At 63.1% G+C, this 25438-nt stretch carries 20 protein-coding genes; 6 read left to right on the top strand and 14 right to left on the bottom strand.

Annotated features, from left to right (window positions below):
- Positions 1–104 precede the first annotated feature (104 nt).
- Positions 105–914: a DUF1217 domain-containing protein gene (locus OGR47_RS16320; protein WP_165055067.1), complete on the top strand. Its 810-nt coding sequence runs from the start codon at positions 105–107 to the stop codon at positions 912–914.
- Between the two features lie 172 nt (positions 915–1086).
- Here OGR47_RS16320 and OGR47_RS16315 read toward each other — a convergent pair whose 3' ends face one another.
- From OGR47_RS16315 to OGR47_RS16300, 4 genes are all read right to left on the bottom strand, one after another.
- The gene (locus OGR47_RS16315; protein ID WP_165055069.1) at positions 1087–1467 is read right to left on the bottom strand and encodes a hypothetical protein; all 381 of its coding nucleotides are present in this window, start codon (positions 1465–1467) and stop codon (positions 1087–1089) included.
- A 210-nt stretch (positions 1468–1677) separates the two neighbouring features.
- On the bottom strand, positions 1678–4128 hold the full coding sequence (gene ppsA, locus OGR47_RS16310) for a phosphoenolpyruvate synthase (protein WP_165055071.1): 2451 nt from the start codon (positions 4126–4128) through the stop codon (positions 1678–1680).
- A gap of 95 nt (positions 4129–4223) precedes the next feature.
- On the bottom strand, positions 4224–4880 hold the full coding sequence (locus OGR47_RS16305) for a phosphoribosyltransferase (protein ID WP_165055073.1): 657 nt from the start codon (positions 4878–4880) through the stop codon (positions 4224–4226).
- Between the two features lie 15 nt (positions 4881–4895).
- Positions 4896–5927: a hypothetical protein gene (locus OGR47_RS16300; RefSeq protein ID WP_246729808.1), complete on the bottom strand. Its 1032-nt coding sequence runs from the start codon at positions 5925–5927 to the stop codon at positions 4896–4898.
- Positions 5928–5986: 59 nt separating this feature from the next.
- Between OGR47_RS16300 and OGR47_RS16295 the strand changes: the two genes are divergently transcribed.
- From OGR47_RS16295 to OGR47_RS16280, 4 genes are all read left to right on the top strand, one after another.
- Positions 5987–7045: an alpha/beta fold hydrolase gene (locus tag OGR47_RS16295; RefSeq protein ID WP_165055075.1), complete on the top strand. Its 1059-nt coding sequence runs from the start codon at positions 5987–5989 to the stop codon at positions 7043–7045.
- Positions 7046–7053: 8 nt separating this feature from the next.
- Positions 7054–8052, top strand: a complete 999-nt coding sequence (locus OGR47_RS16290) for a ribose-phosphate diphosphokinase (protein WP_165055077.1) — start codon at positions 7054–7056, stop codon at positions 8050–8052.
- A 57-nt stretch (positions 8053–8109) separates the two neighbouring features.
- On the top strand, positions 8110–9915 hold the full coding sequence (locus OGR47_RS16285; protein WP_165055079.1) for a PHA/PHB synthase family protein: 1806 nt from the start codon (positions 8110–8112) through the stop codon (positions 9913–9915).
- A 168-nt stretch (positions 9916–10083) separates the two neighbouring features.
- A complete protein-coding gene (locus tag OGR47_RS16280; protein WP_165055081.1) occupies positions 10084–10581 on the top strand; it encodes a bactofilin family protein in 498 nt (165 codons plus the stop codon).
- A 167-nt stretch (positions 10582–10748) separates the two neighbouring features.
- Here the strand turns inward: OGR47_RS16280 and OGR47_RS16275 are convergent, their stop codons facing one another.
- The 5 genes from OGR47_RS16275 to OGR47_RS16255 all read right to left on the bottom strand — a co-directional run bounded on the left by OGR47_RS16275 (position 10749) and on the right by OGR47_RS16255 (position 16227).
- Positions 10749–13151 carry a glycogen/starch/alpha-glucan phosphorylase gene (locus OGR47_RS16275; protein ID WP_165055164.1) on the bottom strand — a complete coding sequence of 801 codons (2403 nt, stop codon included), beginning with the start codon at positions 13149–13151 and terminating at the stop codon, positions 10749–10751.
- 184 nt (positions 13152–13335) lie between these two features.
- Positions 13336–14313, bottom strand: coding sequence for an OmpA family protein (locus OGR47_RS16270; RefSeq protein WP_165055083.1), 978 nt, complete (start codon positions 14311–14313; stop codon positions 13336–13338).
- Between the two features lie 142 nt (positions 14314–14455).
- Positions 14456–15574, bottom strand: a complete 1119-nt coding sequence (gene dnaN / locus OGR47_RS16265; protein ID WP_165055166.1) for a DNA polymerase III subunit beta — start codon at positions 15572–15574, stop codon at positions 14456–14458.
- 106 nt (positions 15575–15680) lie between these two features.
- Positions 15681–15974 carry a type II toxin-antitoxin system RelE/ParE family toxin gene (locus OGR47_RS16260; protein ID WP_246729809.1) on the bottom strand — a complete coding sequence of 98 codons (294 nt, stop codon included), beginning with the start codon at positions 15972–15974 and terminating at the stop codon, positions 15681–15683.
- Entirely contained in the window at positions 15967–16227 is a 261-nt protein-coding gene (locus OGR47_RS16255; protein WP_165055087.1) for a type II toxin-antitoxin system ParD family antitoxin, read from the bottom strand. The genes OGR47_RS16260 and OGR47_RS16255 overlap by 8 nt, the downstream gene beginning before the upstream one ends.
- Positions 16228–16361: 134 nt before the next feature.
- On the opposite strand from OGR47_RS16255, the gene OGR47_RS16250 reads away from it, so the two are divergent.
- Entirely contained in the window at positions 16362–18668 is a 2307-nt protein-coding gene (locus OGR47_RS16250; protein ID WP_165055088.1) for a transglycosylase domain-containing protein, read from the top strand.
- A gap of 50 nt (positions 18669–18718) precedes the next feature.
- On the opposite strand, the gene OGR47_RS16245 is transcribed toward OGR47_RS16250, so the two are convergent.
- The 5 genes from OGR47_RS16245 to sucD all read right to left on the bottom strand — a co-directional run bounded on the left by OGR47_RS16245 (position 18719) and on the right by sucD (position 25234).
- Positions 18719–19150, bottom strand: coding sequence for a Rieske (2Fe-2S) protein (locus tag OGR47_RS16245; RefSeq protein WP_165055090.1), 432 nt, complete (start codon positions 19148–19150; stop codon positions 18719–18721).
- Positions 19151–19297: 147 nt separating this feature from the next.
- Complete coding sequence (locus tag OGR47_RS16240; protein WP_165055091.1) at positions 19298–19567, bottom strand: DUF1150 family protein; 270 nt, start codon at positions 19565–19567, stop codon at positions 19298–19300.
- A 212-nt stretch (positions 19568–19779) separates the two neighbouring features.
- On the bottom strand, positions 19780–21009 hold the full coding sequence (gene odhB / locus OGR47_RS16235; protein WP_165055093.1) for a 2-oxoglutarate dehydrogenase complex dihydrolipoyllysine-residue succinyltransferase: 1230 nt from the start codon (positions 21007–21009) through the stop codon (positions 19780–19782).
- Positions 21010–21217: 208 nt separating this feature from the next.
- Positions 21218–24205, bottom strand: coding sequence for a 2-oxoglutarate dehydrogenase E1 component (locus OGR47_RS16230; RefSeq protein ID WP_165055094.1), 2988 nt, complete (start codon positions 24203–24205; stop codon positions 21218–21220).
- A 144-nt stretch (positions 24206–24349) separates the two neighbouring features.
- Positions 24350–25234 carry a succinate--CoA ligase subunit alpha gene (gene sucD / locus OGR47_RS16225; protein ID WP_165055096.1) on the bottom strand — a complete coding sequence of 295 codons (885 nt, stop codon included), beginning with the start codon at positions 25232–25234 and terminating at the stop codon, positions 24350–24352.
- Positions 25235–25438: the final 204 nt, after the last annotated feature.

The raw sequence follows: 25438 nt of genomic DNA, 5'->3' as shown, positions 1-25438 counted from the left end.
CTAAGATTTTGGCAAGGCTTGCGACTTAAGCTGATTCGATAGGATCGGCGCGCTGCGGAGATGATTTCTGACCCCGATCGCCCCTTCGTCATCGGAGCCGCACAGTGTCGACGATTTCCACCTATCGGCAGATTTCAAGCAATTTGAGCAAGTGGCAGGCAATAGAGGCCAAGAAGCCCGAAGTGTCCGTCGCGACGAAATACTTTCAGGACAATATAGGCAAGGTGAAAAGCGCGCAGGATTTGATCAACAATCCGCGTCTTTTCAACTACGCCATGACAGCCTTTGGGCTCGGCGACCGGACCTACGCCAAAGGCCTCATGAAGCAGGTCTTGCAGCAGGGGGTGACGAGCAGCAAGGCGCTAGCGAACAAGCTCAATGATCCCAATATCCAGGCTTTTGCCAAGGCTTTCGACTTCGTCGACAACGGAGCGAGCACGACGTCGTCGTCCGCACTCGTTTCCAATGTCGTGAGCCGCTATACGGAAAACGCTCTGGAAACGGATCAGGGCCAGCAGAATCCGGGCGTCCAGCTGGCGCTCTATTTCAAGCAAAAAGCCTCTAGCGTCACCAGCGTCTATGGGATACTCGCCGATAAGAATCTTTTGACAGTGGTGCAAACCGCTCTTGGCATTTCGCCGCTCACGCGCGCGCAGCCGGTGGACACGCAGTATCGGCTCTTGAGCCAAAAACTGAACGTCAAGGATTTCCAGGATCCCAAGAAGCTCGACGCCTTCATCTCCCGCTTCGCGGCCATGTATGACGTCAACAGCAACAACTCGACGAGTTCCTCCTCCACGGGATCGAGCGCGGCTAATGCGATCCTGCTCGGCGCCTCGGACGGCGTCGTCGGGATTGATCAGAGCCTTCTACTGCAAGTAGCCGGCCTGAGAGCGTCCGCATATTTCGCATGATCGCACGAGCGGCGCTGGGCCGATGGTGGAAAAAGGCTATCGCCGCCAATCCGCCAACGGCCCGCCTTGTAATCGCCTGATGCGGCCGTAACTCTTCAATGCGCCGGCGGCTTGATCCGCTGGAGAAAAACGGCCCGAGCGCGAAGGTACCGCCGGGCCGTTTTTCGCGTTGTCAGCGCCAGTGGCCGCGTCCGCCAAAACCCCTGTGCCAGCCGCCGCCATAGCCGAACCGCCCATGCCACCCGTAGCCGTAACGGTGGTAGTTGGGATGGCGCCATCCGTAGTGATAGCCGTAATAAGGTCGCCGCCAGCCATAACGATAGGCGCCGTGATAATAGGGGCGCCGCCACGCATAGCCGTAGTAAGCAGGACCGGTAGCCCTCCACCAGCAATGGCCCCAGCGATTACACACGCGCACAGCGGCCGCATCTTCAATTTGCGGCGCCGGCGCGAGAACGACATTGGCGATCGGCATGGCTGACGCCGCGCTCGGCGCCACCGAGGCCACGCCGCAAGCGAAGGCCGCCGCGAGAGCGAATTTGACAGTGTTCATGCCAGACATCCTTCCTACAAGGCTGCGGCTACACGGCTGAACGCGTCATTGTTTCGAGCCTGGCAAACGACGCCACCCAAAACGCAAGGCTGCTCTGGATAGCTTCGTTTCGCTCATAATGACGCCGCAGCTTTCAAGCGCCGAATACGAGCGTCGCGTTCGACGAAGGCGACGAACGGAACCTGTCGCTATCGGCCTGTCTTTCAAGCCCTAGCGCGCTTTTGGCGTGCGTCCGAGCGTCTTTTCGAGCTCCAGAATGCGTGTTGTTGTGCGCAATATTGTGTCGGGGTTCAGGCTGATCGAATCGATGCCGAGGCGCACCAGAAACTCCGCAATCTCCGGATAGTCCGACGGCGCCTGTCCGCAGATGCCGCAATGACGCCCGTTGCGCTGCGCGCCCTCGACCGCCATGCGAATCATCGCTTTGACCCCCTCGTCGCGCTCGTCGAAATCAAAGGCCACAATCTCTGAATCGCGATCGACGCCGAGCGTAAGCTGGGTGAGGTCATTCGAGCCGATGGAGAAACCGTCAAAGTATTTCGAGAACTGGTCGATCAGCATCACATTATTTGGAATTTCGCACATGACGTAAATCTCGAGTCCGTCTTTGCCGCGCTCGAGGCCCAGTTCGCCCATGAGCGAGATGACCTTATTGGCTTCGTCGATGCGCCGGCAGAAGGGGATCATCAATTTGACGTTCGTCAGGCCGAGATCGTCGCGCACGCGCTTCATCGCCGCGCATTCCAACGCAAAGCCTTCCCGATAATTGGGATGAGCGTAGCGCGATGCGCCGCGAAAACCGATCATCGGGTTTTCCTCGCGATACTCGAAAATGCGCCCGCCCAGCAGCGACGCATATTCATTGCTCTTGAAGTCCGACATGCGCACGACGACGGGCTTGGGGTAGAAAGCTGCGGCGATGGTCGCGACGCCTTCGGATAGGCGCTCGACGAAAAAAGCGCTCGGGCTTGTATATTGCGACGTCAGTCGCTCGATTTCTTCGCGCTCTTTCGCGTCCAGGCGTTCGGGATGAACGAGCGCCATCGGGTGCGCCTTGATCGACTCGGCGATGATGAACTCCATGCGCGCCAGACCGACGCCATCATTGGGCAGCGCCGAAACGCCGAAAGCGATATCGGGATTGCCGACATTCATCATCAGATGCGTCGCGGGCCTTGCAAGATTGGCGATATCGGTCTTGACGACGTTGAAATCGATCGCGCCCTCATACACTTTGCCGACATCTCCCTCGGCGCAGCTCACCGCGATGAGGTTGCCGGTGCGGATGACATGCGTCGCTTGATCCGTGCCGACAATGGCTGGAATGCCTAGCTCGCGCGCGACGATCGCCGCATGGCAGGTGCGTCCGCCGCGATTGGTGACGATGGCGGCGGCCGATTTCATCACCGTGCCCCAATCAGGCGACGTGGTATCGGCAACGAGAATCTCGCCTGGAACGAAGCTCGATAGCTCGGTCGAATGCTCGATGACGCGGGCCTTGCCATACGCAATCTTGGCACCGACCGCACGGCCTTCGACGATCACCGCTCCGTGTTTCTTGACCTTATATTCCTCGACGACATTGCGGTCACGTCGAGATGCGACGGTTTCAGGCCGGGCCTGCACGATGTAGAGCTTGCCGTCGACGCCGTCCTTCGCCCATTCGATGTCCATCGGGCGATGTTCGCCCGCCTTGGCGCTGTAATGTTTTTCGATCTCGATCGCCTGGCCCGCGAGGGTCAAAACCTCGTCATCACTGATACAGAATCTCTCCCGCTCCTTGCGGTCGGTGGGAATGTTGCGCGTGGTTGTGCGGCCGCTGGAAAAGATCATCTTGATCTTTTTGGGACCCAAGGCCCGCTTCAGCACGCCGCGCTTGCCCTGCTCATAGGTCGGCTTGAAGACATAGAACTCGTCGGGGTCTACCGCGCCCTGCACGACATTCTCGCCGAGCCCATAGGAGCCGGTGATGAACACGACATCCTTGAAGCCCGTTTCCGTATCGATGGTGAAAATTACGCCGGACGCCGCAAGGTCCGAGCGCACCATCTTCATGACCGCGACAGAGTTGAAGACTTTGAAATGATCGAATCCATTGTCGACCCGATAATGGATGGCCCGGTCGGTGAAGAGACTTGCAAAGCAATGGCGCACGGAGTCGAGCATCGCCGCCTCGCCGCGAATGTTGAGATAGGTGTCGTGCTGGCCGGCGAAACTCGCGCTCGGCAAGTCTTCGGCCGTCGCAGATGATCGAACCGCGACGGTCAGCTCCGCGCCATATTCTTCGGTCAGCTGCGCGAGCGCTGCGCGAATATCCGCTTCGACCTCCGCCGGCAGGCCGGCGCCATAGACGATCTCCCGGGCACGAGCGGCGCGGCGGGCGAGGTCGTCGACATCGTCAGGATTCAAGCCTTGCAGCGACTCCTTCAGCGCTGGCCACGCGTCGGCGTAGTCGAGCGCGTGACGATAGGCTTCGGCCGTGACGGCGAAACCATTGGGAATTAAAAGGCCCTTGGCCGTCAGCTCGCGGTACATCTCGCCGAGCGAAGCATTCTTGCCGCCAACGAGCGGCACGTCGGCGATGCCGATCTGCGAAAAGAAACGGACATAACGGCCTGCTTTGGCGTTCCTCGGCGAGCGCGTATCTCTGGACGGCTGCATGTCTTCCTTCCCTCTCATTGGCGCGCTTTGCGCGCCTTATGTCAGTCGGATTGCGTGTCGATTTTGCGACATGGAGTCTACTGCGGCCTTAACATTCAATCGCGCGCAGGCCCTCCGCCGTAGCGATCGAGGAGGTCGATGACTTCGTTGTCCTCGGTCTGGCTGAAATCGGCGTAGTAGCAGCCGACCCCCAGAAAATACTCGTGCGACTCGAGGCAGATTATCTCATCGGCCTCCGCACGCAGCTCGTCGAGACTCTCTGTCGGCGCTACCGGCACGGCGAGAATCAGCTTTTTCGGTGCGCGGGCGCGGACCGCCCGGAGCGCCGCGCGCGTCGTTGCGCCGGTCGCGACGCCGTCATCGACGACGATCGCGGTGCGTCCTTTCGCATCGACGCGGTCGCGCCCGCCGAGATAAAGACGCCGGCGTCGCTCGATTTCCGCTGTCTCATGCGAGACGGCACGGTGAAACTGCGTTTCGGTCACGCCCGCGAGCGCGATGACGTCCTCGTTGCGAGCGACGACCAACTCGCCGCCATCTGCAATAGCGCCCATCGCAAGCTCGGGCTGAAAGGGAACGCCGATCTTGCGCACCAGCACGAGGTCGAGCGGCGCGCCGAGCGTCTTGGCGATTTGAGCGGCGACAGGAACGCCGCCGCGCGGCAAAGCGAAGACGACAGTGTCCGGACCCTTGAAGCGCTCGAGCGCTCCGGCGAGCCGCCGACCGGCTTCTTGACGATCCTGGAACGGCAAATCGTCCTCCCTTCTTCAAAACGCGCCGTCGAGCGCGCGGGCGGCCAGATCGAGATAGCGATTTGCGAGAGGAGCCCATTTGTCGGGGTGACGCGGCGACGGATCCAAGAGATGAGCGATGGAGAGACGGGCGCGCAGCGCTGCGCGCCATGCGGCGTAAAGCCAGATCAAGTCCCAAGACGGGACCGCCTCTTCCAAATGCAAAGCAAGCTCTTCGATGAAGCGGCGCAAGAGGTGTGGCGCGCCGAGTTGCGCGCATTCGACGCCGAGAAACGCCACCTCGTCGAAGGGATCGACCTGACGCAGTTCGGCGTTGAATTCGAGACAATCGAAGATAACGACAGGCTCGGTGAGACAAATATGTTCGGGACGCAGATCGCCATGGCCATCGACGATGCGCCCCGCCGCTACGCGCGCTTCGAGTTGCGGGCGCTGAGCCACAAGGCGCGCATCGAGACGCTCTAAGATTTGGGGGGCGCCATCGATTCCGGGATGCGTGAGCATGGCGCGATTGACCTTCTGCTCGGCGGCGAGGCGCGCAGTATATTGCTCAGGCCGAATTTTAGAGCGCTCTGCCCGCCGGTAGAATTGCGCGAGCGTTTCGCAGACGGCCGTGATCTGTGAATCGCGCACGCCCCTGGTCCAGAGCAGAGCATCGAGCATGAGCTCGCCCGGCAGGCGACGCATTTCAACGAGCCATTCCACGATTTCGCCTGTTTCGCTCAGCGACAGGCGATCGCCGATCGCCGTAAGCGGCGTCACGCCGAGATAGACGTCCTTCGACAATCGCCGGTTGAGGCGCAGCTCCTCGCGGCAATCGCGCTCGCGCGCCTCGATCGTCGAGAAGTCGAGAAAGGGATATCGCACCGGTTTCTTCAGCTTGTACGCCCGCTCGCCGGCGAGGAAGACGTAAGACATATGGGTTTCGACGAGCTCGACGATGGCCGGCTTGTGCGGATAGGCGGATGGCGCGCAGAGAAAGCGCAGCTTGTCACGCGTCGAAATGACGCCGTCCCAACCGCTTTGCTCGAGCTGTTTTTCAGCCATCGCATTCCTGCCGTCCCATCACATATGATAGGCCGCCTTCGATCATGATGGAAAAGGCTATGGCCTGGGACATATGGACGCGAAATCCTTTCGCTTGGCCGCTCTTGACGATGGAGATATGGCGCCGCGCGCTGGAAGCGGCCGCTTTTCCGGCGCCGGCGGAGGGCGTGGGACCCGAATGGTGCACGCCCAACAGGCTTTTGCTCGAGCTCAACGGGCTTCGTCTGTGGGATTTTTCGATCTCGGACGCAGGCGCGCCCGTTCTTATCGTCGCGCCTTATGCGCTTCATGACGCCCAGCTTGCGGATCTCGCGCCGGGACACAGCATTGTTCAAGCTTTGCTGCAAAATGGCTGCGAAAGGCTATATCTCGCCGAATGGAAGTCGGCCACTTCCGAAACGCGGCTCGTCGGCATCGACGCGCAGCTTGCGGCGCTGAATGTCGCGGTCGACGACATCGGCGCGCCAGTCGATCTCATCGGCCCGTGTCAGGGCGGCTGGTTTTCCCTCGTCTATGCTGCACGCTTTCCCCATAAAGTCCGCCGCATCGTGGTCGCGGGCGCGCCGATCGATTTGCAGGCCGCATGCTCGGCTCTGTCCGAGCCTGTCGAAAAAACGACCAACCATGTGATAGATCGGCTGATCGAGAGCGGCGGCGGCATTGTGAGAGGCGAGCAGATGGCGCCGCTCTGGCCTCGAGAGGATTGCGAGGAGAGGCGGCTTGTCGACTCGCTGCAGCTCGCGCCGCCTTGGTCGTCGCCTCCCGAACAGGCCGCCGTCGTCGCCTTTCAGCATTGGGACAAGCGCGTCGTCGATCTGCCGGGGCCCTACTACCGCGAAGTGTTTTGCCGCTTATTCCGTGAGAATCTGCTGGCGCGGGGCGCCTTTCCGGCCTTGGGAAAAGCGGTGAATATTTGCGCGCTCGACAAGCCGCTATTTTTGCTCGTCGGCGAGCATGACACAATCGCGCCGCCGGGGCAGGCTTTGGCGGGGGCGGATCTTGTCGCCGGCGCGGTGAAAACGGCGATCGCGCCATGCGGCCATCTTGCGCTCTTTATGGGGCGCAGCACGATCGTCAATGAATGGCCGCGCATCGCCTCCTGGCTCGTGGAGGAATAGGCGTCGTCATGGCCAATCTTTCTCTCTTTGCGCTGGGCTCCAGCCGCGCTTTCGGCGAGGCGGTCGCGAGAACGCTTGGCGTCGCTCTCGCGCCGCTCGAAGACCGCTCTTTCGAAGACGGGGAATATAAGTTGCGCCCGCTCACGAGCGTGCGCGGCCACGACGCCTTTGCGCTCTTCAGCCTGCATGGCGAAGCAGGCGCGAGCAGCGCCGATAAGCTCCTAAAGCTTCTGTTCTTCGTCGGCGCAATGAAGGATTCCGGGGCGGCGCGGGTGACGGTGGTTGCGCCTTATCTCTGCTTCTCACGCAAGGACCGTCGCACCAAGCCGCGCGATCCCATTACGACGCGATATGTGGCGCAGCTCTTCGAGGCGATGCGGACAGACGGGGTGATGACGGTCGACGTCCACAACATCGCGGCTTTTGAAAACGCCTTTCGTTGCGAGACAATTCCACTCGACGCCCATGCGCTTTTCGCGTGCCACTTCGAGCCTTTGATCGGCGATGCTCCGGCCGCTGTCGTCTCGCCCGATCTCGGCGGAGAAAAGCGCGCGGAATTGTTTCGCCAGCGGCTGGAGCGCATGTTGCGGCGTCCAGTCGCCAAGGCCTTCATGGACAAGACGCGTAGCGAAGGAAAGGTAACGGGAGAGATTTTCGCGGGCGACGTCGACGGCCGCGTGGCCATCATACTGGACGATCTGATCGCGGGGGGCGGAACGGCGGCGCGGGCAGCGGCGGCGTGTCGCGTGCATGGCGCGGCGCGGGTTTTTGTCGCAGCGACTCATGGCGTCTTCGCCAAGGCCGCGGCCGAAACGCTGCGGGACGCGCCGATCGACGGGCTTGTGATCACCGACGCCGTTCCTTTGCGCGAAGGCGATGCCACGGCCCAAGCGCTAGGCGAGCGCCTGATGATCGTTCCGATTGCCGGTCTGTTCGCGCAAGCGATCAGGCGGCGTCACGAAAACGGCTCGATCACCGAGTTGCTGGCCGAAGGCCCTACAGCCTGACCTTCACGGATTTGCTATAATGCAGCGTCAGAGTAGGGTGGACATAAAGGGCCAGCCATGAACCAGCCTGTCAAAAAGCACAGTGTGGACGTCCCTCGCGCTCTCGAACGCCGCGCGCCGCCGCCGCTCACGTCGTTGATGCGGCCGCAATCCTTCGAGACCGTCGACCGCGTCGCGCAGGCGACGGTCGCGCGATTCACCCAGGGCATTTCGCCGCACGCCCAAATATCGGCCTGGATAGATTGGGCGGCGCATCTCACACAATCGCCGGGGCGCCAGCTCGAGCTGACGATGGAGGCCTTTTCTTCGGCTGCGCGGCTTGCTCATTTCGGCATGCATAATCTCGTCAGCGACAAGGCGGAGCGGCCCTTTGCGCCCGAGCCTTCCGACAGGCGCTTCAACGATCCCGCCTGGTCGGCTTTTCCTTATCTCTTCTTCGAGCAGGCGTTTCTGTCGCAGCAGCAATGGTGGCGGAAGGCGACGCGGGAGCTGCGCGGCATGCGGCCGAACAACGCCGCGCGCGTCTCTTTTCTCGCGACCAAATATCTCGACGTCTTTTCGCCCTCGAACTTCCCATGGCTCAATCCCCTCGTCATGGATCTGACGCAGCGGGAAGGCGGCGCGAATTTGCTGCGCGGCCTTGAATATTTCGTCCAGGATTTTCTCGACGTTGCGACCCAATCCGGCGATGGCGATAATGGCTATGAAATCGGCAAGGATGTCGCGGCGACGCCGGGCGAGGTGATCTTCCGCAACCATCTTATGGAGCTGATCCAATATCAGCCTGCTACCGAAAATGTTGCGGCCGAGCCTATCCTGATCGTTCCCGCCTGGATCATGAAATATTATGTGCTCGACCTTGCCGCGCATCATTCGCTTGTGCGCTATCTGGTCGAGCGCGGATTCACCGTATTCATGATCTCCTGGCGCAATCCGACGGCAAAGGATCGCGATATCGAACTCGACGACTATCGCACCTTCGGCGTCATGGAAGCGATCGAAATCGTCAACGCCGTCTTGCCCGAACGTAAGATCCATGCAGCAGGCTATTGCCTCGGCGGAACGCTCCTCTCGATCGCTGCGGCGACGATGGCGCGCGATGGCGACGATCGGCTCGCCTCGGTGACGCTCCTCGCCTCCCAGACGGACTTCAGCGAGCCCGGCGATCTCATGCTCTTCGTCGATGCGGCGCAGGTCGCCTTTCTCGAAGACATGATGTGGGATCAAGGCTATCTCGACACCTATCAAATGTCGGGCGTCTTCATGGCGCTGCGCTCCAACGAACTCTTCTGGGCGCGGGCGATACAGGAGTATTTTTTAGGCGAGAGAGAGCACGCCACGGATCTGATGGCCTGGAGCGCGGATCAGACGCGCATGCCCTACCTCATGCATTCGCAATATCTGCGCGGTCTCTTTCTGGAAAACAGGCTGACCGCCGGGCGCTATGCGGTCAATGACGATGTGATCGCCCTGAAGGATATTTCGGTTCCCATGTTCGTTGTCGGCACTGAAACCGACCACATCTCCCCATGGCGCTCGGTCTATAAGATTCATCTCTTCACCGATAACGACCTCACTTTCGCGCTCACCAATGGCGGACACAATGCCGGCATTGTTTCGGAGCCCGGTCACGAGGGCCGGCGCTATCATCTCGCCGTGCGCGCACGAAACGACCGCTACGTCAGCGCTGACCATTGGCGCGAACGCGCCAAGCTCTTCGAAGGCTCATGGTGGCCGGCCTGGGCGTCATGGCTGGAGCGTCAGAGCGGCAAAGAGCGCGCCGCGCCGCCCCAGATGGGCGCGCCGGAGAAAGGCTTCGTGCCGCTTGAACCCGCGCCTGGCAGATATATTCATCAGCACTGATCGAAGCCGCGGCCGCTCGAGCTTCGACACAAAATGAACGTCGTTTATCCACACAAGTGTTGAGAAAAGAAAATGAAACCGCCCCGCGAAAGCGCGAAACGGATTAAGCTAGCTGCCGCGGCGAATCGCTCCAGCGAGCTGGCAATCGCGCGAAGAGAGGGGACCGACATGGCGACGTTCAGGCCGGAAGAGGAAGATTCCGTCTATATCGGACAAGGAGCCGAACTAACGGGCGCGATCAAGGCGCGCGGCAGCATCGTAATCGACGGTTCATTCGATGGCGAGATCGACTGCCGACACCTTCTCGTCGGGCCGACAGGCGTCGTCAAAGGCAAGATCGAAGTGTCTACCGCGGACATATCCGGCTACGTCAACGCCGAGATCGCAGCGAGAGATCTCCTTGCCGTGCGCGCCATGGGTCGCGTCGAAGGCAAATGGGACTGCGGCGCCATCGAGGTGACGCGTGGCGGCGTGCTGAACGGCGCGGCCCATGTGGCGGAGACCGAGAGCGGACGCCGTGTTGTCGAGGAGCTTTCGGAGAAGAGGGCCGCAATCATAGAGTTCGACGAAACACCTGTCATGAACGAGCCGCCGCCCGAGCTGCGCAGGGTAACCAAGCTTCAACTCCGCACGCCGCTGCGCGCGCCGCGCCGCTCGGTTGGGTGATCGAGGCTATCGATAGTCACGTACTTGGGCCGGTGTCATTCCCGACGGGCCGAAGGCCCGATCGGGAATCCAGAGCCAAGACAGCCGATATTCCCGGTCGCTCGCTCACGCAAGCGTCGGCAATGCCCCTTGGATTGCAGAGAGAGCGCACGCGCCCAAGCGGAGAGTTAAACTTCGACCTTCCAAATCTCTTCCGCATATTCGCGAATTGTGCGGTCGGACGAAAACCACGCGACTCGCGCAGTGTTGAGAATCGACGCGCGCCGCCACGCCTTCTGGTCGCGCCAGCGCGCGTCGACCCTGCGCTGCGTATCGCAATAGCTGTCGAAATCCTTCGTCACCAGGAAGTGGTCGGAATAGGTCAGCGCGTCGACGAGTTGCGCGTAGCGATGCGGATCGTCGGGCGAGAACATGCCACCTGCCACAGCCTGCAGCGCCTCGGCGAGACGTGGGCTCGCGGCGATCGTCTCGCGCGCGTCTATCCCGCGCGCACGGCTTTCCGCCACCTGCTGCGCGGTCAGGCCGAAGATGAAGATGTTGTCGTCGCCAACGTGCTCCTTGATTTCGACATTGGCGCCGTCGAGCGTGCCGATCGTGAGCGCGCCATTGAGAGCGAATTTCATATTGCCCGTGCCTGACGCCTCCATGCCGGCGGTCGAAATCTGCTCGGAGAGATCGGCGGCGGGGATGATCGCTTCAGCAAGGCTCACATTGTAGTTTGGCAGGAAGACAATCTTGAGCAGGTCGCGTGTCGCGGCGTCGGCGTTCACAACGCTCGCCACATCGTTCGCGAGCTTTATGATGCGCTTCGCCTGATGATAGCTCGCCGCGGCCTTGCCGGCGAAGATCTTCACGCGAGGGACAAAATCCCGGCTCGGCTGCGATTTGATGTCGAGATAGAGAGCGACAGCCTCCAGCACATTGAGAAGCTGGCGCTTATATTCGTGGATGCGCTTGATCTGCGCGTCGAAAAGCGCATCTGGGTCCACCCTGACGCCGACGCTGTCAAAGATCTTGGCGGCGAGCCGCTCCTTGTTCTCGCGCTTGGCGGCGGCGAAGCGGCTCTGGAAATAGGGATCGTCTGCGATGGCTTCGAGCTCGGCAAGCTTTGCGGCGTCGTCGAAGACGCCGGTTCCGATCGTCTCTGCGAGCAGGCGCGACAGCGGCGGATTGGCCTCCAGCAGCCAGCGCCGGAAGGTCACGCCATTGGTCTTGTTGACGATGCGATCAGGGTAAAGGCGGTGGAAATCCTTGAAGACGGTTTCCTTCACCAATTCGCTATGCAAGGCGGAAACGCCATTCACCTTGTGCGAGCCCAGAAAGGCGAGATGACCCATGCGGACATGGCGTCCATTGTGCTCGTCGATGAGCGAGACGGAAGAGAGAACGCCCAAATCCGTGACGCCCTTCTCGCGTAAGCCGTCGAGATGCATGGCGTTGATGAGATAGATGATCTGCATGTGGCGCGGCAGCAGCTTCTCCATCAGCCACACCGGCCAGGTCTCGAGCGCCTCGGGCAGCAGCGTGTGATTGGTATAGGCGAAGGTTGCCTGAGTGATCTTCCAGGCTTCCTTCCATTCGACGCCGTGGACATCGACGAGAAGGCGCATCAGCTCGGCGACGCCGATCGCGGGATGAGTGTCGTTGAGCTGGATCGCGGTTTTTTCGGCGAGCTTCTGTATGTCGCCAGTCTGTTTCATATGGCGGCGGATGAGATCCTGCAGCGACGCCGAGACGAAGAAATATTCCTGCCGCAGCCGCAGCTCCTGGCCGGCGGGCGTCGAGTCGCTCGGATAGAGAACCTTGGAAATCGCCTCGGCGCGCACCTGTTCTGTGAGCGCGCCCAGATGGTCGCCCTGGTTGAAGGCGTCGAGGCGCAGCGGGTCTAGGGCGCGCGCTGACCATAGGCGCAGCGTATTCACATGCTTGCCGCGCCAGCCGACCACCGGCGTGTCATAAGCGACGGCGACGATCGTCTCGCCCGGTCGCCACACATGCGCCGCCGCGCCATCGGGCAGCCGCGTCGTCTCCACATGGCCGCCGAAGCCGATGTCATAGGTGATTTCCGGGCGGGGAAACTCCCAAGGGTTTCCGAATGACAACCAGTCCTCGGGATATTCCTGCTGCCAGCCGTCTTTGATCGTCTGTCGGAAAAGGCCGTGGTCGTAGCGTATGCCATAGCCGCAGGCGGCGATTTCCAGCGTGGCCATGCTATCCATGAAGCAGGCGGCAAGACGCCCCAACCCGCCATTGCCGAGCGCCGCGTCCGGCTCGATTTCGCGCAGTTTGTCCAGGTCGACGCCGAGTTCGGCCAGCGCCTCGCGCATGGCGCCGGTGAGATCGAGATTGGTCAGGGTATCGATGAGAAGCCGGCCGATGAGGAATTCCAGCGAGAGGTAATAAACGCGGCGACGATCCTCGCGATAGTTACGCTTGGTGGAGACGAGCCAGGCTCCGGCCGCTCGGTCGCGCGCCGCGAGCGCGGTGGCCACGAACCAGTCGCGGGGGCTGGCGGCCGCAGCGTCCTTGCACACCGTGAAGGTGAGGCGATGCAGCACCTCTTCCTTCATCGCGGCGACGGTTGCGGCGTGATCGGGCGGGGTGGTGGCGTTCAAGACGGTCTTTCTCTCCTCGGAACGGCTCCGCTCGGCTCATCGGGAGCCGTTCCTTTTCGTGAAAACAAAAGCTGTGCCGCTCGGCCAGCGGGCTTTTATCGGGCGCGGCTCCACGCTACCTGCGCGACAAACAGGCCGCTCAGCGCGCGATGTAATCGATCGCTCCGGGGCGACGTTCGTCTTTCGCCTTTTCGCAGCAGCCGACGGCCACGAGCTTGTGGCCGGAAACGCCTTCGAGGCGCAAATAATGCGCTGCGGCCAGCGCACGGCGGCGCGACAATACATCATCCTCGACGCCCGCGTCGCCATGGCCGCGAACTTCTATCGTCGTGTCTGGACACTGACGGATGACTTCCGCCGCTTTATCGAGCGCAAGCGCGGTGCGGCGGTTGACGGTGGCGCGCGCTTCGCGGAAAGCGACAGGGTCCGACGCGACGACAGCGTCCAGCGCGTGCTGGCAGGCGGCCAGGTCAAATTCGCCAGACGACTGTGCCTCAGGGGTAGGGGCGCTGGGAGGCGGTAGTGGAGCCGGCTGGATTGCCGCTGTCTGTTCGGGCTTCTTATCGTTCTCGACCGGCGCTGGCGCACTTGCCGAGATCACGCGCCCAACGCCGGGAGTGGCTGCGATCTGTGCGATGAGTTCTTTGTTCGCGGCGACCGCTGGGGGCGCCGTAATGTCGCGCCCGGAAAGCGCGAGGCTGGCAGGATCGGCGCCCGCCGCCTGCGCGAGCGCGGCGATGCGCTTTTGCAAATCCGCCTCATAGGCGGGCGCGGCGATCTGAGAGGCGCCCGACCACAGGAGCATGGCCGGGATGAGCCCCAGCGCCCAGGCCTCATGCCCTGTGAGCGTGCGCTGGAAGATGAGCGCAGTGGCGCCGGCGCCTAGCATGAGGCTGACGATGCAAGCGAGCCCGAGTTCGATCTGGCTGGAGACGGCCCCCTCGACGGCGCCGAGCGCAATTGCGGCGGCGCCAGCAAGCGACGCAAGGCCAACCCATATCAGCCAGCGCGCAGGTCCCTTGCCTCTCGTCTGTCCCGGCGTGAGCGCGCCCGTCGCCGCGCCTACGGCAAGGCAGGCGGCAAGCCAGGGCCAGAGATGGACGTAGAAATCCAGCATGGAAGCCTTTGTCCCTTACGAACGCGGCTATTTCACAATGAGGCGCCGCCCCACTGCTCGCAAGCGCTGCCGGACGTGACGCCGCGCTCGGTTTCGCATGCAGCGTAAACTGGCCTTACCCTACCGTCGACGCCAAACGTCTTTAGACCCGCATCGGCATCAGCACGTAAAGCGCGCTCGCGCCGTCGCGGTCCTGAATCAGCGTGGGCGACCCCGGATCGGCGAGCTTGAAGAGCGCCGTGTCGCTGTCAAGCTGCTGGGTGATGTCGAGGAGATATCTGGCGTTGAAGCCGACGTCGAGCGGCGCGCCGTCGTAATCGGCTTCGATTTCCTCGACCGCCGAGCCCTGATCGGGGTTGGTGACGGAAAGCACGAGCTTGCCTTCCGTCAGAGCGAGTTTCACCGCGCGGCCGCGCTCGGACGAAATGGTGGAGACGCGGTCGACGGCCTTGGCGAACACGTCGCGCTCTACCGTCAGGCGCTTGTCGTTGCCCGCCGGTATGACGCGGGCGTAATCGGGGAAGGTGCCGTCGATGAGCTTCGTCGTCAGCAGCGCGTCGCCGAAGGAGAAGCGCATCTTGTTCGTCGAGAGCTCGACGAGCACCTCGCCCTGCGCATCTTCGATGAGGCGCTGAACCTCCTGCACCGCTTTGCGGGGCAGAATGACGCCCGGCATGCCCGCGCAGCCTTCCGGCGCCGGCAGTTCGAGACGGGCGAGGCGGTGGCCGTCGGTCGCCACCGCGCGCAGCATCAACTGGCCCTCGACCTCCATCGCGTGGATGTAGATGCCGTTGAGATAATAGCGTGTTTCTTCGCTGGAGATGGCGAACTGCGTCTTCTCGATGAGCCGCTTGAGATCGGCGGGCGCAAGCGAGAAGCTATGGCTGAACTCGCCGGAGGTCACATCGGGGAAGTCGCTTTCCGGCAGGGTCGACAGGTTGAAGCGCGAACGCCCCGAGCGCAGCGTGAGCTGGCCGGCCTCGCCGGAGCCGTCGAGCGACACTTGCGCGCCTTCGGGCAGCTTGCGGACGATGTCGTAGAGCGTATGCGCGGGAAGCGTCGTGCCGCCGGGCTGCTCGACCTCGGCCGGCGCCTTTTCGGTGATCTCGAGATCGAGGTCGGTCGCTTTCAGCGTCAGCGTTCCGTCCCTGGCGTCGATCAGCACATTGGCGAGAATGGGGATCGTGGTGCGCCGTTCAACCACCCGATGAACATGGCCGAGCGCCCGCAGCAGCGCCGCTCTCTCGATCGTGACCTTCATCGCCTTGGGAACCGTCTCGTTTATTGGGCGCGACGCGCCGGGGGCGGAGACTTTGGCAAGCTGGAGAACGAAGCGCAAGGGGTGGCGCGTCGGGGGTGTGGAGAATTCAGCTTGCGAGCCAGCTTTCGGGGGCCCTTGCGCCATGAACAATGGCGATGATTGTGACGCCGTCCTCCGCAGGCTCGTAAATTATCAGGTAGCGCCCCTCGATGAGGATGCGGGCGTTAGGGCCCAGCTCGGGTCGTGGCGCGCCCATCAGCGGATTTTCCGCGGCAAGTCGCGCTTTCTTCATTATGCGCTGAAAAAGGCCGTCGGCCGCTCGAACATTATCGAGCGCCACCGTCGCCCATATATCGAAAAGCGCAGATTCCGCAGCCGGCGTAAGGGCGACCCTAGCCACCCAGGCCGGCTTTCCTTTTGAACTCGGCGAGCAGCGCATCTGCTTCCACCTCGCGCCCAGGGCCGCTCGCCAGGCCGTTCTCATAGGCCTGCTTGAGTCGTTGGAGTTCGAGCGCCCGGAGTTCCTCGCGTTGCTCCCAAAGGCGCAGCGCTTCGCGGAGCACCTCGCTATTCGAGGCATAGGCGCCGGTTTCGACCGCGAGCTGGATACGCTGGGCTTGTTGGTCGGAAAGAGAGATCGTCATCGTGCGCATGCGGCAATGCTCTCAAATAATCACAAGGATTAATAGCCCTCGCTCGCGCGATTTCTTAACTAGCCCTTAAAGCGCCTTCCTTAAGTTGAATCCATGGCGAGAGGCGGCGGGCGGAGAGCCTCTGGACGGAGCAAATGGCGCGCGGCGGCAAACGTCAGGAACCAAGGTTCGACGACGGCGAAGACGACGACTGGGAATTGCGGGCCGAGAGACGGCCTTCGCCCCGCGCCCGTCAGGCGCGAGACGCGGAGGAGCCGGACGATTTCGAGGCTGAAGCAACTGCCAAACCGAAGCGACGGCGGTCCGGTTCGATGATCGGCGCGCTCTTTTACTGGGCCTTCACCCTTTCCATTTGGGGCGTGGTGGGCGCCGGGGCGATCGCGGTCTATTACGGCTCGCAATTGCCGCCGATCGACCAGCTCGCGGTGCCCAAGCGCCCGCCCAATATCGCGATCATGGGCTCGGACGGCGAGCTGCTCGCCAATCGCGGCGACACGGGCGGCGCGGCGATCCGCATCTTGGACCTGCCGCCCTATCTGCCCAAGGCCTTCATCGCGATCGAGGACCGGCGTTTCTATTCGCACTGGGGCGTCGATCCGCAGGGCATCGCCCGCGCCTTGCTGCGCAATGTCACCGGCCATGGCGGCATGCAGGGCGGCTCGACGCTCACCCAGCAGCTCGCGAAAAACCTGTTCCTGACGCAGGAGCGCACAATCTCGCGCAAGATCCAGGAGGCCATCCTGGCGCTTTGGCTGGAACACAAATATTCGAAGGACCAGATCCTCGAGCTTTATCTCAACCGCGTCTATTTCGGCTCCGGCGCCTATGGCGTGGAGGCGGCGACGCAGCGTTATTTCGGCCATAGCGCGCGGACCGCGACGCTTTCCGAATCCGCCGTGCTCGCGGGGTTGATGAAGGCGCCGAGCAAGCTCGCCCCCGATCGCAATCCCGAAGGCGCGACCGAGCGCGCCGCGCAGGTCATCACGGCCATGGCGCAGGAAGGCCATATCAGCGAGGCGATGGCCAAGGCGGCGCTCGCTCATCCGGCGCAAGCAGCCAAAGGCCTGGGCGCGGGCTCGGCCAATTACGCGGCAGACTACGTCATGGACATGCTCGACGACACGATCGGCGCCATCGACCAGGACCTTGTCGTCACCACAACCATCGACCCGCGCCTGCAGGCCGTCGCCGAAGGCGCGCTGAAGGAGGAGCTCGACAAGAAGGGCGCGAAATATGGCGTGTCTCAAGGCGCCATCGTGTCGATCGACCCCAATGGCGCGATCCGCGCGCTGGTCGGCGGCCGCGATTATTCCGAAAGCCAGTTCAACCGCGCTGTTTCCGCCAAGCGCCAGCCGGGCTCCGCCTTCAAGCCCTTTGTCTATCTCGCGGGTCTCGAACACGGCATGACGCCGGAGTCCGTGCGCGAGGACGGCCCGCTCAACATCAAGGGCTGGACGCCTGAGAACTACAGCCACCAATATTTCGGCCCCGTCACTCTCACCAAGGCGCTGGCGCTCTCGCTCAATACGGTCGCGGTGCGCGTCGGCCTGGAAGTTGGGCCGAAGGCCGTTGTGAAGACGGCGCATCGGCTCGGCATCCAATCCGACCTTCAGCCCAATGCCTCCATCGCGCTCGGCACGTCGGAAGTGACGCCGCTGGAGCTTGTCGCCGCCTATGCGCCCTTCGCGAACGGCGGGGTCGGCGTGCAGCCGCATATCATCACGCGCGTGATGACGGCGAGCGGCAAGACGCTCTATCAGCGCAAGGGCTCCACCTTCGGCCGCGTGATCGAGCCGCATTATGTGGCGATGATGAACACGATGATGCAGGAGACCCTGCTGACCGGCACGGCGCGCAAGGCGGAGCTGCCGGGTTGGCAGGCCGCCGGCAAAACGGGCACCAGTCAGGATTTCCGCGACGCCTGGTTCATCGGCTATACGAGCCGCCTCGTCACCGGCGTGTGGCTTGGCAATGACGACAGCTCACCGACCAAGAAGGCCTCGGGCGGCAATTTGCCGGTGGAAATCTGGAGCCGCTATATGAGCATCGCTCTGCGGGGCGCGCCGGTCGCGGGCCTTCCGACGGGCTCCTGGCGCTCGGACGCGGAGGAGGTGATCGCCAAGCCTCTGGACGAGCTGATCGGCATCTTCACCGGCGCCGACCACCAGGCCGCGCCCGCGCCGCCGCCGAGACCGCAAAAACAAGTGGCTCCGCTCCCGCCGGAAAATCGCGCCGCCGAGGAAAGGCCGTTGGCGCCGGACGAGACGGCCACGATACCACCCCCGCCGCGTGGACGCGCAAGCCGTCCGCGCGATATCGAGGGCCTGCTGCCGCCCGAAGACATTCCCGACGCTGGCGCTGTCCCGCCGCCAAATCCAAGGCGCGGGCGTGCGCCAGCGGCGGCGGAGAAGAATATCTTCGAGCAGCTCTTCGGGGGGTAAGCGAATTTACACCCTCCCCTTGGACGGACGCCTCAAGGGGAGGGGGCCATTTAATCCGACGTCACCATGACCGGCGGCATTTCGTCGTTTTCCGGACGATCGAGCCCATCCTCCTCGGCGAGCTCTAACCCTGTTATGCAGACGTCCTCACCGTCGACGACGACCTCGATCTTCTCCAGCGCGGCGCCCGCGCAAGGGCCGTCGTAACAATTGCCTGTCACTGGATCAAAGAGCGCGCCATGCTTGCCGCAGACGATGGCGCGGTGGCCTTGGTCGAGGAAATGGCCTGGCTGGAAGTCGATCCTCGCGCCCTGGTGCGGGCAGCGGTTGGCGTAAGCGTGATAAGCCTTCCCTTGCCGCACGACGAAAATCGGGAAAGCCACGGTCTTGTCGCCCTCGCGGCGCGCCAGAACGAAGCCGACTGCGCCGCGCTTGGCGACGTCATTGACGTGACAGACAGCAAATAACTCGGTTGCCGGCATGAATGCCTCCATGGCGGGGCTGGCGGCCCCTTTTCGAGATGGAAGCAAAAACCCTGCCTTTCCTCCCGCCGGGAGGGAAAACGGCGGCCTTCTAGGAAAGGCGAGGGCGCGCCCCGGCCCGCGGCGGGCCGGGTATGCTGCGCGACATCAGTGCAGGCTGACCATGGTCAGATCGTTTTCGCGGGCGTTGCCAATGGCGCCCTCTTCCGAGTCTGCGAGAACGATCGGCGCTCCGTCAGCGCCGATGAGGGCGAAAATTGTGAGCCCCGGCTGTATTTCGGGCGCCTGCGGATAGAGGCGGTTCACGTCTTCCGAGCGCATGGCCCTCACATAGGCAATCATGCCGTCGCCCAGATTGGCGAATTGTTCCGGCGTCAGGAGCGGCTCCCTGCGCTCGATAACGATTTTTTCTTGCATTTGCTCCTCCTCGGCGTCCGTTGCGACCCGCCCGTCGACGCCTGCCGCGCAGCGCGTCTTGCAGCTAGATGTGTGGCGCTTTGGAGCGGTTTTAAAGAGGGTGGAGCGCCCGATTCTGCGGCCGAGGTTTTGCTGGGCAGCGTGACCGAGGCTTGGGGCGGCGCCCGCTCGCGCGAAAGCCGTGAGGCCTGGCGAGCGGGCGCGCCCTTCGATCACAGCGCGAGCGCCAGACGGCCAGGATCCTCCAGCGTCTCCTTGACGCGCACCAGGAAGGTTACCGCCTCTTTCCCATCGACGATGCGATGGTCGTAAGAGAGCGCCAGATACATCATCGGGCGGATTTCGATCTTGCCCTCGACCGCCACTGGACGCTCCTGGATCTTGTGCATGCCCAGAATACCGGATTGCGGCGCGTTCAATATCGGCGTCGACATCAGCGAACCATAGACCCCGCCGTTCGAGATGGTGAAGGTGCCGCCCTGCAGATCGGCGATGTCGAGCGCCCCTTCGCGCGCCTTCTTGCCAAGCGCGGCGATGCTTTTCTCGATCTCGGCCAGAGACATGCGGTCGGCGTCGCGCACAACCGGCACGACGAGGCCCTTATCCGTGCCCACTGCCACGCCAATGTGGCAGAAGCGCTTGTAGATGATATCGGTCCCGTCGATCTCGGCGTTGACGGCTGGGATTTCCTCCAGGGCCTGGCAGCAAGCCTTCACGAAATAGGACATGAAGCCGAGCTTCACGCCGTGCTTCTTCTCGAAGAGATCCTTGTATTTGTTGCGCTGGGCGATGAGCGCCGACATGTCGACCTCATTGAAGGTCGTGAGCATCGCCGCGACGCTCTGCGCTTCCTTCAGGCGCCGGGCGATGGTCTGGCGCAGGCGCGACATCTTCACGCGTTCCTCGCGCGAGGCGTCTTCCTGGGGGGCAGGGGCGCGCGGGATGGGGGGCGGCGGCGCTTCGACGATTGGCGCCGGCGCCGCGGGGGCCCGGGCGGCGAAGTCGATCACATCGGACTTCAGCGCCTGGCCGCGCTTGCCGGAGCCCGCAACCTGCGAGACGTCGATGCCCTTTTCGGCGGCAATCTTGGCGGCGGCGGGCGAGGGCGGCATGGCCGTGGGCGGCTGGCTTGGCGCGGCGGGAGCGGGCGCAGCGGCGGCAGGCGCCGGAGAGGGTTTTGCGGCGGGGGCCGGCGCAACAGCCGCGCCCCCGGCGACGATCTGCCCCAGCAGCGCGCCCGGCTGCACCGTCTCGCCTTCCTTGACCAGAACTTCGGCGAGGACGCCCGCCGCCGGGGCGTTGACTTCGAGTGTCACCTTGTCGGTCTCGAGCTCGGCGAGCGTTTCGTCGGCGCGCACCGTGTCGCCCGCCTTTTTGAACCAGCGGCCGATTGTCGCCTCGGTGACGGATTCGCCGAGGGTCGGGACACGAATTTCAGTCATCGATAATTCCTCGTATGGCTCAGCCGAGTTGGTAATTTTCTAAGCGTGCTCGCGCGGCCCCCTCCCCAACCCTCCCCCGCTGCGCGGGAGAGGGGGCAGATTGCGGCCTTCATCGGCAATGCCGATCGCGAGCGTCCCCTCTCCCGCGAAGCGGGGGAGGGTCAGGGAGGGGGCGCACACGACGGCCTGTCTCGAACGGCGGCCGGCGCTAAGCCGCAAAAGCGTCATCCAAGAAAGCCCTGAGCTGCGCGAGATGCTTCGACATGGCGCCGGCGGCGGTCGAGGCCGAGGCGGGCCGTCCGACATAGCGCGCGCGTTTCGCTTTGCCGCCCACCTGAGCGAGCACCCATTCCAGATAAGGCTCGACGAAGAACCAGGCGCCCATGTTCTTTGGCTCCTCCTGGCACCAGACAACATCGGCGTTTTTGAAGCGCGACATGGCCGTGACGAGACTTTTCAGCGGGAAAGGATAAAGCTGCTCGACGCGCAGCAGATAAACGTCGTCGATCCCGCGCTTCTCGCGGTCTTCGAGCAGATCGTAATAGACCTTGCCGCCGCACAGCACGACGCGGCGGATCTGCTCGTCTGGTTTCAGCAGCGCTGTCTCATGCGTCTCGCCGTCGTCGAGCAAGATGCGCTGGAAGCTCGACGCCATGCCCATCTCGCCGAGACGCGAGACGCAGCGCTTGTGGCGCAGCAGCGACTTCGGCGCCATGAGGATGAGCGGCTTGCGCATGTTGCGATGCAGCTGGCGACGCAGGATGTGGAAGTAATTGGCGGGCGTCGAGCAGTTCGCCACCTGCATATTGTCTTCGGCGCACAGCTGCAGATACCGCTCGAGACGCGCCGAGGAATGCTCGGGCCCCTGTCCCTCATAGCCATGCGGCAGCAGGCAGACGAGGCCGGACATGCGCAGCCACTTGCGCTCACCGGCGGACAGGAACTGGTCGAAGACCACCTGCGCGCCATTGGCGAAGTCGCCAAATTGCGCCTCCCACAGCACGAGCGCGTTCGGTTCGGCGAGCGAATAGCCATATTCGAAGCCGAGCACCGCTTCTTCCGAGAGCATCGAATTGATGACCTCGAACCGGCCCTGGTTCGATGCGATATGATCGAGCGGAATGTAGCGCGCTTCCGTTTCCTGATCGATGAGCACGCTGTGGCGCTGCGAGAAGGTGCCGCGCTCGCTGTCCTGGCCGGAGAGGCGCACGTCATAGCCCTCGATCAGCAGCGCGCCGAAAGCTAGCGCCTCCGCCGTCGCCCAGTCGATCGACGTCCCTTCCTCGATTGCGTTGCGGCGATTGTCGAGGAAACGCTGGATGGTGCGATGCGCCTTGAAATCCGGGGGGATCGTCGTGAGCTTCGCGCCGATGTCGCGCAGGGTTTCGAGCGGCGCGCCGGTCTTGCCCCGGCGTTCGTCCTCGGACGCCTGATAGCCGGGCTTCAAGCCCGCCCAGCGCCCGTCGAGCCAATCCGCCTTGTTGGGCTTATAGGTCCCGCTCGCTTCGAACTCGACCTCGAGCCGCGCGCGCCAGTCTTCCTTCATCCTGTCCGCATCGGCCTTTGTAAGCTGGCCTTCGTTGACGAGCTTCTCGCCATAGAGGTCGAGCGCCGTGCGATGCGCGCGGATCTTCTTGTACATCAGCGGCTGGGTGAAGCCGGGTTCGTCGCCTTCATTGTGGCCGAAGCGGCGATAGCACCACATGTCGATGACGACCGGCTTCTGGAACTGCTGCCTAAATTCGGTGGCGACGCGCGCGGCGAAGACAACGGCCTCGGGGTCGTCGCCATTGACGTGGAAGATCGGCGCTTCGACCATTTTCGCGACATCTGAAGGGTAGGGCGAAGAACGCGAGAAGCGTGGATAGGTGGTGAAGCCGATCTGATTGTTGATGATGAAATGCACCGAGCCGCCGGTGCGATGGCCCTTGAGCCCAGAGAGGCCGAAACATTCCGCCACCACGCCCTGGCCGGCGAATGCCGCGTCGCCATGGATGAGCAGCGGCAGCACCGTTCGGCGGTCGCCGCCATGCTGATCCTGCTTGGCGCGGACTTTCCCGAGCACCACCGGGTCGACGATTTCGAGATGCGACGGATTCGCCGTGAGCGAGAGATGGACCCTGTTGTTATCGAACTCGCGATCGGACGAGGCGCCGAGGTGATATTTGACGTCCCCGGAGCCTTCCACCTCGTCGGGCAGGAAGGAGCCGCCCTTGAATTCATGGAAGAGGGCGCGGTGCGGCTTGCCCATCACCTGGCAGAGAACATTCAGACGGCCGCGATGCGCCATGCCGAGGACGATCTCCTGCACGCCGAGTGCGCCGCCGCGCTTGATGATCTGCTCGAGGGCCGGGACCATCGCCTCCGCGCCGTCGAGGCCGAAGCGCTTGGTGCCCGTATATTTCACGTCGAGGAACTTCTCGAAGCCTTCGGCCTCGACGAGCTTGTTGTAGATCGCGCGCTTGCCCTCGTCGGTGAAGACGATTTCCTTTTTGGGGCCTTCGATGCGCGCCTGCAGCCAGGCTTTCTCCTCCGGATTGGAGATATGCATGAATTCAAAGCCGATCGAGCCGCAATAAGTGCGGCGCAGGATCGTGACCATCTCGAAGACGCTGGCGTATTGCAGCCCTAAAACGCCGTCGATGAAAATCTTGCGGTCGTAGTCCTCGTCTTTGAAGCCGTATGTCTCGGGATGCAGTTCGCCATGGTCGGGACGCTGCTCGAGGCCCAAGGGATCGAGATTGGCGTGGAGATGGCCGCGCATGCGATAGGCACGGATCATCATCAATGCACGCACAGAGTCGCGCGTGGCGCGCTGGATGTCCTCTGCCGTCGTGGCCGCGGGCGGCGTAACGGGAGCGCCTTTGGCGGCGGGCTTTTGCGCGGGAGCGGGATATTCGCCGGTGAGCGCGCTCACCCATTCGCCGTTCGCGGCGGGCGGCCAGTCACGACGCGCCCAAGAGGGGGAGGCAGGAGGCAGGGCCGTGTCTGGCGCTACGCCCATTTCCCTGAAAAACTTCGCCCATTCCGGGCTGACCGAGGAAGGGTCGGCCTCATAGGCGTCGAGCAGGCCCTCGATATAGGCCGCATTGGCGCCCTGTAGAAATGAGGTGGCTGCAAAACTATTATTTTGTGAAGAACGCGGGCCGCCGGGAGCCGCCGGTCCGGCCACGCCATCAGTTTCAAGACGCGCCATTGTCTCGCTTCTCTTGGAGCCGACGAGGGCGCGTCTGCGAGCATGCAACCCGCCGCCGAAGGCTGATTTCGAGGCGCCGCCGACTTGCGGCGTCGCCTCTAATTTAAGTTCCTCGAGGCGGTATAAGAAGAGGCGCGGCTGCGCCTAACCTTTGAGCACCTCGACCAAAGTCTTGCCCAGACGGGCAGGGGACGGCGACACGCGAATGCCGGCCGACTCCATCGCCGCGATTTTGCTCTCGGCGTCGCCCTTGCCGCCTGAAATAATCGCGCCGGCATGGCCCATGCGACGGCCGGGAGGGGCCGTGCGGCCGGCTATGAAGCCCACCATGGGTTTCTTGCGACCGCGCTTGGCTTCGTCCTTCAAGAATTGGGCCGCTTCCTCTTCGGCCGAGCCGCCGATCTCGCCGATCATGATGATCGACTTCGTCGCCTCGTCGGCGAGGAAGAGCTCCAGGATCTCGATGAAGTCGGAGCCCTTGACCGGGTCGCCGCCGATGCCGACGGCGCTCGTCTGGCCGAGGCCCTCGCGGCTGGTCTGGAAGACGGCTTCATAAGTAAGAGTTCCGGAGCGGGACACGACGCCGACCGAGCCCTTCGAGAAGATATTGCCGGGCATGATGCCGATCTTGCTCTCGCCCGCGGTGACGACGCCCGGGCAGTTCGGCCCGATGAGGCGGGACTTGGAGCCCGAAAGCGAGCGCTTGACGCGGATCATGTCCTGCACCGGCACGCCCTCGGTGATGCAGACGATCAGCGGGATTTCCGCGTCGATCGCCTCGCAAATGGCGTCGGCCGCGCCGGGCGGCGGGACATAGATGACCGAGGCTTCGGCGCCGGTCTTCTCGCGCGCTTCCACGACCGTGTCGAAGACGGGGAGGCCCAGATGGGTGGAGCCGCCTTTGCCCGGAGACACGCCGCCGACCATCTTGGTTCCATAGGCGATCGCCTGTTCCGAATGGAAAGTGGCGGTCTTCCCGGTGAACCCTTGAGTGATGACTTTGGTGTTCTTGTCGATCAGCACGGACATGCAGCGATTCCTAAAGAGAACGGGCGGCGCGGAAAGCGCGAGCCGCCGCCTCCCGAAGGGGAGCCGGGCTCTCGCGCCGCGATTTTTCGCGGTCGCCAAACTATTGGGAAGATCGCCCGCATACAAGGCGGAAAGCGCCCACTTGGCGGGCTGTCGAGATTAATTTTGGCGCAGGGGGAGGCCGAGCCCATGCGGCAGGCGCTC

This window comes from Methylocystis sp. MJC1 (assembly GCF_026427715.1).
In the GTDB taxonomy this organism is placed as follows: Bacteria; Pseudomonadota; Alphaproteobacteria; order Rhizobiales; family Beijerinckiaceae; genus Methylocystis.
The sequence above is the reverse complement of the archived record's forward strand: the minus strand, read 5'-3'. Positions and strand labels throughout refer to the sequence as shown.